This window comes from Acidaminococcus sp. AM05-11, from assembly GCF_003472805.1.
Lineage (GTDB): Bacteria > Bacillota > Negativicutes > Acidaminococcales > Acidaminococcaceae > Acidaminococcus > Acidaminococcus hominis.
In genome coordinates, this window is sequence record NZ_QRMX01000042.1 from 1 (window position 1) to 10,137 (window position 10,137).

The following is a 10,137-nucleotide window of genomic DNA, read 5'->3' on the forward strand; positions in this document are numbered from 1 at the left end:
AGAGGTTTATATTATTAGGAACTGTCTACTTGACGGGGAGCACACCACGCTTGAAGGAGGCATACTAGGCCACTACTGGTCAGCTTATGTCTGAACTATAGTGCAAATATTGTTAAACACTGGGAACCTGATGGGTCTGAACGGCCCCTTCAAGCGTGAAGGGGCTGTCATCCTATAGGGATGACTGAGGAAGTTTTATTTTTTCACAGCCCCTTTTGATTTTTTCGCTTTATTATTCTCTGCTGAACAGGGCATCCACAAACTGCTGGGGATCAAAGGGACGGAAGTCCATCATACCTTCCCCAATCCCAATCCATTTCACGTCCAGCCCCAGTTCTTCCTTGATGGCGATAACCACGCCGCCTTTGGCCGTGCCGTCCAGTTTGGTCAGCACCACCCCGGTCACATGGGCCGTCTCCAGGAAAATCTTGGCCTGGGAAATGGCATTCTGCCCGGTGGTGGCATCCAGCACCAGCAGGGTTTCGTGGGGACCGTCCGGGACTTCCTTCCGGATTACCCGGTAAATCTTGTCCAGTTCCTTCATCAGGTTGGTCTTGTTGTGAAGCCGGCCAGCGGTATCCACAAACAGTACGTCGGCTTTCCGGGCAATGGCCGCCTGAAGGCCGTCGTACACCACCGCAGCCGGGTCCGCCCCGTCACCATGGGCGATTACATCCACCTGGGCCCGTTTGCCCCAGATTTGGAGCTGCTCGGTAGCCCCGGCCCGGAAAGTATCCGCTGCTGCCAGCATAACCTTATACCCCATAAGCCGGTAATAATTGCCCAGTTTGCCAATGGTGGTGGTCTTCCCCACCCCATTGACGCCAACTACCAGCACAATGGACGGATGGCCGGAAAAATGCATCCGGGGACCCGTGGTCTTTAGCATATTGGCAATATAGTTTTTCAAGAACGGCAGCGCTTCCGCCGGGGATTTGATTTCCCGGGTAGCCGCAGCCTTCCGCAAGGCAGCCATGATTTTTTCCGTAGTCTTGACCCCTACGTCCCCGGCCACCAGAATCATTTCCATTTCATCCATAAAATCGTCGTCCAGCTCCACGCTGACGCCGATTAGGTCTTCCATCCGATCCGTAAAATTCTTACGGGTCTTGCTCAAGCCATCTTTCAGTTGTTCTACAAAACTCATGCTTCCGCCACCTCCGACAACTTCACCGACAGGATCCGGGAAATACCGGACTGTTCCATGGTTACCCCATGGAGTACGTCCGCCGCCTCCATCGTCCCCTTCCGGTGGGTTATCACGATAAATTGGGTTTTCTCCCCGTACTCCCGCAGAAAACGGGCGAACCGGGAAATATTGGTTTCATCCAGGGGCGCATCAATTTCATCTAAGATGACAAAGGGCGCCGGCTGGTATTTTAACAGGGCAAACAAGAGGGCAATAACGGTCAGGGCCCGTTCCCCGCCGGAGAAAAGGGATAAGTTCCGCATTTTCTTTCCCGGGGGCTGCACCTCAATATCAATGCCTGATTCCAGTATATGATTTTCGTCCAAAATACGCAACCGGGCTTTTCCGCCCCCAAACAGCTGCTCATAGCATTCTGCAAAATAGCTGTTGATTTTGGCGAAGGCTTCCCTAAAACGCCGGGCCATATCGGAGTTGATGCTGGCAATAACGGTTTCCAGCTGCTCCTTGGCAGCGGTCATATCCTCGTACTGCCGGTTCAGGAAATCATACCGTTCCTTGGCCGTTTGGTACTCATCCTCCGCCGTCAGGTTCACCGCACCCATGGCCTCCAGGTCCCCGGACAGCTGGTTCTCCTGCCGGTGCAGGTCCCCGGTTTCCACGTCCTTGAGGCTCTTGTTCCGGGCCTCTTCCTCCGTCACCTGGTAGGTTTCCTGGAGCTGCTGAAGGCAATGACTCTGCTCCGTAGCCTTCCGGACCTGCTCCATTTCCACGCTGCGGATTTTCTGCCGGACGCCTTCTTCCTGGCCGGCCAGTTTGGCCAGCTTTTCCTCAGTACCGGTCTTTTCCTGGGCCAGGGCTTCCCGCTCCGTCAGGAACTGGGCCTTGGCGTCTTCGGTGCCCGTCAGCGTTGCCTTGAGAGCTTCTGCCTGGGCTGCCAGCTTCTGGCAGGCCGCTTCGCTGTCCTTCTGGCTCTGCACCTGTTTCGCCTGCTGGGCTTCGTTGTCCGACAGCTCCTGCTGGGTCTTTTCCTCGTAGCTGTCCATGGTCTGGATCCGCTGGTTCAGGGCTTCCAGCTGGGTCTTTAGGCCGCTGGCCTCCACCAGGGCATCCTGGTACCGGCCGCTGGCCTGCTCCAGGTCCTGCCGCTGCTTGCCCAGCTGGGCCTCCAGTTCCTGGGACTCACTCTTTTCACGGGCATCCGCCTGTTCCATAGCCGCTACCTGGGGCTCCAGCTGCTTGCGCTGCTCCACCAGCTTCAGAAACTCTGCCGTCTGGCTGCGTTTTTCTTCCCGCAGCAGTTCCAGAGCTTCCTGCTTTTCCTGCCGCTCCTTTTGCTTCTGCTCCGCCTGGGTTTCCAGGCCCGCCCGGCGCACCGCCAGTTTCTGGAGCTCCGCCAGGCAATCGTCTTGGGCTTGTCGCTGCTCCTTCCCCTTTTGGGTAATAGCGTCCAGTTCCTTTTCCTGCTGCTGCAGCAGCTTCTCCAGTCCCTGGACTTCTTCCGTCAGATGGACGATTTCCTGCCGTCTGGCCAAAAAGCTCTTTCCCTGCTGCTTCTGGCCGCCGCTCATGGACCCACCGGCGCTGATTACGTCCCCGTCCAGGGTCACAATCCGCACCCGCATATCTGCCTTCCGGGCAGCTGCCAATGCATCGTCCAGGTTTTCTGCCACCAGCACCGTTCCCAAAAGGAACTGCACCGCCGGCCGCAGCTTTTCGTCACAGGTTACCAGGTCCGCAGCGACCCCCACAATACCCTTGGCCTGCGCGGCTTCCTTTTCCTTCCCATAAAGGGACCGGGGCCGGATGGTGTCCAGCGGCAGGAACGTAGCCCGGCCGCCCTGCTGCCGTTTCAGGTAGCCAATGGCATCTCGGGCCGATTGGGCGTCCTGGGTAATGATATTCTGCAAAGCGCCTCCCAGGGCTGTTTCCAGCGCCGTTACGTACTGGTCTTCCACGTGGAACAGCTCCGCCGTTACCCCGTATACCTGGGCCCGCCAGGGAGCCTTGGCCCCCAGCACGGTCTTAACCCCTTTGCTGAACCCCTCGTGCTCCCGTTCCATATTGGACAGCACCTGAAGCCGGGCTTTTTTCTGGTTCAGGCTCCGGCGGTTGGCCTCCACCAGCTCGTGTTCCTTCCGGTAGTCCTCCGCCGCAGCCAGCAGTTCTTCTTCCAGGGTCTTTTTCTGCTTTTCCAGACTGGTGAGCCGGTCCGCCAGCCCCTGGAGTTCCTCCTGGGCTGCCTGGGCTGCCTGCTGGGCTTCGGCCACCTGGGCTTCCCCCGCCGCAAGCTTTTCCTTGCTTTGTTCCTGCTGCCGGTGGAGCCGGTCCTGCTCCTGGCAGATTCCCGTCAGCGTGTTCCGGGCCATCACCAGTTCCCGCATACTGTCAAACGCCTTGTCCTGGTACGTCTTGAGCTTATCCTGGGCGTCCTGGACCTCTTGGCTGAGCCGATTCTTTTCTTCCCCAGCAACAGCCAGCTTTTTCTGGGCCCGGGCCTCCGCCCCTTCCAGCCGGTCGTACTCCTCCGTTACCGTCAAAAGGTTCCGCTGGCTGATTTCCAGCTCGCCTTCCAGCCTGCTTTTGGCCTTGGCCAGCTGTTCCAGGCGGTTTTTCCCCTGTTCCAGCCGCTCCTGGTACACCGCCAGTTGACGGCCGTAGGAAGCAATTTCCCGCTCCTTGGCCAGGATTTCTTCCTGATACTGGGAATAGGCGTCTTCCTTTTCCTGGATCTTCTGGTTCAGTTCCTGGAGCTCCGTCTTCACCTGTTTCTGCTGGGCCTGGAGGGAGAGCAGTTCCTGCTCCCTGGCCGCACAAAGCTCCGTCAGCTGGGCCTTTTCCTGGTCAATTTTTTCCAGGGTCCGAAACAGCAAAGTCAGCCGCACCAGCTTTAACTGGGCGGCCTTTTCCTTATAGGCATGGGCCTTGGCTGCCGCCTCTCCTAACGGTTCCAGCTGTCCCTGGATCTCCGTCCGGATGTCCCGAATGCGCAGCAAATTGGCCCCGGTTTCTTCCAGCTTCCGCAGGGCCTCCTTCTTCCGCATCCGGTACTTGGCAATCCCGGCCGCTTCCTCAAATATGGAACGCCGGTCCTCAGGACGGCTGTTTAAGATTTCATCAATCTTGTTCTGGCCGATAATGGACATGGAACCCCGTCCCAGTCCCGTATCAGCCAAAAGGGCCAGCACGTCCTTCAGGCGGCAGTTCTTTTTGTTGATAAAATATTCACTTTCACCGCTGCGGTACACCCGGCGGCACAAGCTCACCTGGTCAAAGTCCAAAGGCAGCTCGTGGTCCGAATTGTCAAACAGCAGGGTGACTTCTGCCATGCCCATGGCCCGGCGAACCGAGCTGCCGGCAAAAATCACGTCCTCCATTTTGGTGCCCCGCAGGTACTTGATGCTCTGTTCCCCCATGACCCAGCGGATGGCATCGGAAATATTGCTCTTGCCGCTGCCGTTGGGCCCTACAATGGCGGTAATCCCCGGCTCAAAGTCCAGGCTCACCCGATCCGCAAAGGACTTGAACCCATGGGCCTCAAATGATTTTAAACGCACGGTACCGTTCCTTCTTACGCCTGAATATCGGACAGCGATACTTCATCTTCGCCGTCGATTTCTGCCAGGGTCACGTCCACCGTTTCGCTGGTGCTGGTAGGCACGTTCTTGCCTACGTAGTCCGCCCGGATGGGCAGCTCCCGATGACCCCGGTCCACCAAAACCGCCAGCTGAATGGCTTTGGGACGGCCCATATCAATCAGGGCGTCCAGGGCGCAGCGGATGGTACGGCCGGTAAACAGCACATCATCCACCAAAATCACCGTCTTGCCGTTGATGTCAAAGTCCAGTTCCGTTTCCTTTACAATGGGGTTATAGGCCAGGGTGGACAGGTCGTCCCGGTACAGGGTAATGTCCAGGGAACCCACAGGTACCTTTACGCCTTCAATTTCTGCCACCTGCTCCGCCAGGCGCTGGGCCAGGGGCACGCCCCGGGTCCGGATACCTACCAGGACCACATTTTCAACACCCTTGTTCTTTTCCACGATTTCGTGGGAAATCCGCACCAGGGAGCGGCGGATGGCATCTGCATCCAAAATGGTTTTTTTCTTGACGGAAGTACTCATGTTGTTCTCCTCCTTGTTAATGGAACTGCCCATTGCGCAAACGGGTCAGGATGGTTGCCATATCCTGGGGCACCGGGGCTTCAAACGTCATCCACTCCTGGGTCCGGGGATGCCGGAAAGTCAGGGTTTCCGAATGAAGCGCCTGCCCCTCAATGGAAAAACAGGTTTTCTGGGGACCATACTTGGGGTCCCCTACCAGCGGGTGGCCAATATACGTCATATGGACCCGGATCTGGTGGGTCCGCCCGGTCAGCAGCTTGCAGCGCACCACGGTAAATTTTCCGTAGCGCTCCAGCACCTGATAGTCCGTAGCCGCAAAACGGCCGCCCTGGGCCACCACCGCCATCTTTTTCCGGTCCTTGGGGTCCCGGTCCAGCTGGGTTTCAATATGCCCCTGGTCCTCCTTGATATTGCCCCGGACAATAGCCAGGTAGGTCCGCTTGGCCTCCTTGCTCTGAATCTGCTGGGACAGGGACAAATGGGCCAGGTCGTTCTTGGCCGCAATCATCACCCCAGAAGTATCCTTGTCCAGCCGGTGCACAATCCCCGGCCGCACCACCCCGTTGATGCCGGACAAATCATGGCAGTGGTACAAAAGAGCATTGACCAGCGTCCCGTCCGGATTGCCGGCTGCCGGATGCACCACCATGCCCCGGGGTTTGTTGATGACGATAACATCTTCATCTTCGTATAATATATCCAAAGGGATGTTTTGGGGTACCGCCTCCAGCGTTACCGCCGGGGGAATCAGCACCTGAAATACATCCCCTGTCTTTACTTTATAATTGGCTTTCACCGCTTTTCCCTGCCGGGTTACCCGGCCTTCCGCCAGGTCGTGCTGTACATTGGAACGGGTCAGGTCCAGCCGGGCTGCCAAAAACACATCTGCCCGCTGCCCCTTTTCTTCTTCCGTTACCGGGTCAGTGGTAATCAGTCGGTCTTGCCCGTTTTCCCCGAGTCCTTCTTCAGCGTACTCCATACAATCATTCCCACTCCTACACAGATAAAAATATCCGCCACGTTGAACACGGGCCAGATGAGAAAATCAAAAAAATCAATTACGTAACCGGTATGAATCCGGTCAATCATATTGCCCACAGCTCCGCCTAAAAAAAAGGCGGCACCCCAGCGGGTCAATCTTCCTTCCTGGCGGATATGGTCCCGCAGCAGAAAGGCAGCAATGGCTACCACTACAGTTATGCCGACAAAAAACAAACGCTGGTATTTTAACAAGCCAAAGGCAGCTCCAGGGTTCAGTACATACGTAAAGTGAAACACCCCGGGAATTACCGGAATGCTCATCCCTTCCGTCATGACGGACGCCGCCAGGAGCTTGGTCAGCCGATCCAGCACGGCCACCCCAAGAATGATTTCCAGCATGGATCTCGTTCTCTCCTTTACAGGCAAATTTTGATATAAAAAAAGAAAGAGCCCTACAATGCCGTACCAATTCCGAGTTTTGAACCTGCATGAGCAGGTGGGTGCCCTCCCTGCCACTTCTGATGTCCCCTCGAAAGGGCATATCATCAACGACCGGAGTACACGGGCTCCCTTATAGAGAGTGTTGGCTCAAAACATATGGAATTCGACTCGCACATCGGAGGGTTGCTCTTTTATTTGTATTATAACGCAAGGACAGCCAGTTGTCCAGTTTCTGAGAGAATTTCTTTACTCTGCCCGGAGCATCAGCCGAATCAGGGCCCGGATATGCAGGCGCATTACGTCCAAGGTTGGTACCGGGAGGGTCACCTGGTCAAACAGCAGGGGCAGTTCCGTACAGCCCAGCACCACCGCATCCAGTTTATGCTCCTCAATCATCCCTTCAGCCATTTCCGCCATAATCTTCCGGGTAGCCGGCACCACCCGGCCATACTCCAGTTCTGTCTTGATTTTATCGGCGATATACAGCTTTTCATTTTCACTGGGCGTAAAAATACCGATGCCCCGTTTGGCAAAGGCTCTCTGTACAAAATTTCCTTCCATGGTGGGCAGGGTGCCCAACAGCCCCACTTTTTTGTACCCGGATTCTTCTGCTTCCTCACAGGCCGTTTCCACCATGCTTACCAGAGGAATGGGAGACCGGGCCGCCAGGTCATCAAATACCACATGGGGCGTAATACCCGTTAACGCGCCGTAATCGGCCCCAGCCGCTGCCAAATGTTCAATCCCCTGCAGTAAGTATTGAATCAGGCCCTCATAATCCCGCTTGGCACAATAATCCAACACTTGAAATACGCTTAGGCTCTCAATGACCATGGGAGGAAACACCGGTTTATTCAGCTGTTCCTGAACGCCATAGACCAGTTCCCGATAATACATGATGGTGGATTCTGGGCCAATGCCGCCAATCAATCCTATTTTCTTCAATTCGCTGCCTCCTTAGTATCACCTGCCCGGCGCTGCCGGGCTCGCTGGTTTGGAGAATGGATAACCATACGAAAAAAGTGCAATTACCTTATCAGTATACCGCAAATATAAGAAATAGTAAATTTCATCTTTTCGTTTTTTCTTATAGACAGTTTTTCTTTGCCGCAAAACACCATTTTGTCCGCCTGCCGAGTACCTTATTCGGCTTTGAACGCACAAAAAAAGGATACACCGAAATGTACCCTTTCCTCTAGCTTATCTATAGACAAATTCTTATGCCAGGCAAAATTATTTATGCATGCTTTTTTTATTTAATGGGCAGATAAATTTCTCCCCTGCTGTACAGGGCGCCCTTCCCAGACAGCAGCACCCGGTCCTTTTTCAGGTGGCAGTACAGCACCCCGGTCCGCTGAGAGGCCTGGAAGGCCACCAGTTTCTTTCTGTCCAGCTTTTTCGCCCATAGGGGCACCACATGGCAATGGCCGGAACCACACACCGGATCCTCGATTACCTCCAGCTTGGGAGCGAAGCTCCGGGTCACACAGTCATACTTTTTCCCCGGTGCCGTCAAGTGGAGCAACAGCCCGTCCAGCTTCTTGACCTTTTCCGGGTCCGGCTGGGCTTTTTTCACCTGTTCCGCCGTTTCCAGTACGCACACCAGATCCCTGCCCATATAGGCTTCCTTGGGCTCCACCCCAATGGCTTCCGTCATAGCCTTGGTGACAGGCACGCTCTTCAGTTCATAGGCCGGCATATCCAAGGTAAACAGATCCCCGTCCCGGGTCACGGTCAACTTGCCGCTTTTGGTGACAAACACCAGCTCCGTGGCCTTCTTTTCCACAAAGTGGGACAGCACATAAGCCGTACCCAGGGTAGCATGACCACACAGGTCGATTTCCCCACCCGGGGTAAACCAGCGCAGGCCGTACTTCTTCCCCTGCTTTACCGTAAAAGCCGTTTCCGACAGCCGGTTTTCCTGGGCAATTTGCTGCATCACCTGGTCTTCCGGCCAGGCTTCCAGCACGCACACCGCCGCCGGATTCCCTTGGAATACCTGATCCGTAAAAGCATCCACTACATATTGCTTAAAAATTTTATGTTTCATTGGCTTTTCCTCCTTGAATCTCCACTTTCTCACTACATAGGCCCATTTCATTATATCCTGCCCACGGCTCTCTGTAAATGTTTCTAAAAGCTATAGATAAATGCGGATATATTAGTACATATTCAAAAAATCTTGTACGTTCTTGAACATTTTTCCTGTTTTTTTAGAGTAAAATCACTGCTTGTTCACAAATTCTTGACAACTTTATGAGATTTTTTTATATTGAAATTGTCAAAATCGGCAGTACCTGAATACGAAAGGATGTGGATGAAATGCAGTTCAAAAAGTTGGAAAAAATGCTGGCCGTTTCTGCCCTGTCTTTGGGCCTGTCCCTGGGCTTTATGGTGGATGCCCACGCCATGGTAGGCGGCAAGCCCGTCATCGGCATCTCCTGGAAGATCAATACCCAGGATTACGCAGCCTTTAAGCGCATTATTGAGCTGGCAGGGGGCGTACCCGTGGAATTGGGTCAGATTAAGAGCCAGTCCGTTGCCTACGACAAGGACGGCGCCGTAGCCCCCGCAGACCTGGAACCCTCCGGTATGCTCAAGCACAAATATGCTGTGAAAATCAAAGACAAGAACTTTGCCAAAACCAACGTGACGGAAGTCATGCAGGGCGTAGACGGCGTCTTTGGCACCGGTGGTGAAGACATCAGTCCCTCCCTGTATAAGGATGAAGAAAAAGAACTGAACCATAACGAAACCATCAATGCTGCCCGGGATATTTCTGACTACACCCTTCAGGCCTACTGCCTGGCCAAGGACATCCCCACCCTGGACGTCTGCCGCAGCGAGCAAATGCTGGGCGTAGTTTCCGGCGCCAAGATGATTCAGGATATGACCGACTACTATGCCGGCAAGGATAAGGTCTACGAAGGTACCTTCCACCGGATGCCCCCCGGCGTCCCCAACCGGACCTACGCCCGTCACGACGTGCATATTCTTCCGGTAAACTCCTACCTGCGGGCCATTGTAGGCAGCGATGAGCTGAAGAACGTTTCCAGCTGGCACCATCAGGCCATTGAAAGCATTGCGGGTACTGACCTGGTACAGACCGCAGAAACTACCTACAAAGGCGTTTCCATTATCGAAGGGGTGGAAAATCCTCACAAGACCTTTATGGTTGCGCTCCAGTTCCATCCAGAAAACGACCTGAAGCAGGTTCTCATCAACAAAAAAGACCCCAAGGACTTCTGCGACACCAAGATTTCCCTGGACTTCTTTAAAGCCCTGGTAAAAGCCGCCAAAGATAAAGCCCTGCAAGCAACCAAATAAAATTGTAAAAAAGACTGTGAAATAATAAAACTTCTATCGTCGTTCGTTCCTTATTACCTTCAACATTTTGGTGTGCTCCCCGTCAAGTAGACAGTTCCTAATAATATAAACCTCTACG

General features: G+C 54.5%; 8 protein-coding genes and 1 other RNA gene. 1 reads left to right on the forward strand and 8 read right to left on the reverse strand.

Annotated features, from left to right (window positions below; genetic code table 11):
• Positions 1–232: 232 nt before the first annotated feature.
• The 8 genes from ftsY to DW089_RS10735 form a co-directional block, all read right to left on the reverse strand.
• On the reverse strand, positions 233–1,147 hold the full coding sequence (ftsY, locus tag DW089_RS10700; RefSeq protein WP_105325744.1) for a signal recognition particle-docking protein FtsY: 915 nt from the start codon (positions 1,145–1,147) through the stop codon (positions 233–235).
• Complete coding sequence (smc, locus tag DW089_RS10705; protein ID WP_118287264.1) at positions 1,144–4,704, reverse strand: chromosome segregation protein SMC; 3,561 nt, start codon at positions 4,702–4,704, stop codon at positions 1,144–1,146. The genes ftsY and smc overlap by 4 nt, the downstream gene beginning before the upstream one ends.
• Before the next feature lie 14 nt (positions 4,705–4,718).
• A complete protein-coding gene (pyrR, locus tag DW089_RS10710) occupies positions 4,719–5,270 on the reverse strand; it encodes a bifunctional pyr operon transcriptional regulator/uracil phosphoribosyltransferase PyrR (RefSeq protein ID WP_105325746.1) in 552 nt (183 codons plus the stop codon).
• 16 nt (positions 5,271–5,286) lie between these two features.
• Positions 5,287–6,249 carry an RluA family pseudouridine synthase gene (locus tag DW089_RS10715; protein ID WP_105325747.1) on the reverse strand — a complete coding sequence of 321 codons (963 nt, stop codon included), beginning with the start codon at positions 6,247–6,249 and terminating at the stop codon, positions 5,287–5,289.
• On the reverse strand, positions 6,201–6,650 hold the full coding sequence (gene lspA, locus DW089_RS10720; RefSeq protein ID WP_105325748.1) for a signal peptidase II: 450 nt from the start codon (positions 6,648–6,650) through the stop codon (positions 6,201–6,203). The genes DW089_RS10715 and lspA overlap by 49 nt, the downstream gene beginning before the upstream one ends.
• 46 nt (positions 6,651–6,696) lie before the next feature.
• Positions 6,697–6,879, reverse strand: a non-coding RNA gene (ssrS, locus tag DW089_RS10725) — 6S RNA.
• 59 nt (positions 6,880–6,938) lie between these two features.
• Positions 6,939–7,637, reverse strand: a complete 699-nt coding sequence (locus DW089_RS10730; RefSeq protein WP_105325749.1) for an aspartate/glutamate racemase family protein — start codon at positions 7,635–7,637, stop codon at positions 6,939–6,941.
• A 307-nt stretch (positions 7,638–7,944) separates the two neighbouring features.
• Positions 7,945–8,742 (reverse strand): PhzF family phenazine biosynthesis protein, encoded by a 798-nt coding sequence (locus DW089_RS10735; protein WP_105327527.1) that lies wholly within the window; start codon positions 8,740–8,742, stop codon positions 7,945–7,947.
• Positions 8,743–9,014: 272 nt separating this feature from the next.
• Between DW089_RS10735 and DW089_RS10740 the strand changes: the two genes are divergently transcribed.
• The gene (locus DW089_RS10740) at positions 9,015–10,019 is read left to right on the forward strand and encodes a gamma-glutamyl-gamma-aminobutyrate hydrolase family protein (RefSeq protein ID WP_105327528.1); all 1,005 of its coding nucleotides are present in this window, start codon (positions 9,015–9,017) and stop codon (positions 10,017–10,019) included.
• Positions 10,020–10,137 lie beyond the last annotated feature (118 nt).